This window comes from Bacillus sp. SIMBA_008 (assembly GCF_046535495.1).
GTDB classification, from domain to species: Bacteria; Bacillota; Bacilli; order Bacillales; family Bacillaceae; genus Bacillus; species Bacillus subtilis.
The window spans coordinates 1-279 of record NZ_JAWRWL010000305.1 but is presented as its reverse complement, the minus strand read 5'-3'; the positions used below and the strand labels follow the sequence as shown (position 1 = coordinate 279).

At 49.1% G+C, this 279-nt stretch carries 1 protein-coding gene; it reads right to left on the bottom strand.

The features are described from left to right. Positions 1-64: 64 nt before the first annotated feature. A partial coding sequence (locus SB658_RS23320; RefSeq protein ID WP_486308207.1) for an oxidoreductase occupies positions 65-279 on the bottom strand: 215 nt, incomplete at its 5' end.

Sequence of the window (279 nt, the reverse complement as noted above, 5' to 3'; positions counted from 1 at the left end):
GCAATCGTTTCTCGAAAAATAAAAAAAGAGACAGCCGGATCGAAAAACTCCGGCTGTCATTTCATCACCATGCTCTGTCGTATTGGACCGGTGACGGTATTTCAGTATTCAGCTGCTTCGCTGCACTCCTTGCAAAGTGCGGATCGCGGAGAAGTTCTCTCGCGACAAAAATAAGGTCAGCGCGGTTGTTTTGCAGAATTTCTTCGGCCATTGTTCCCGTCGTTATCAAACCGACGGCGCCTGTTGCAATTTCGGCCTGTTCACGGATTTTCTCCGCGA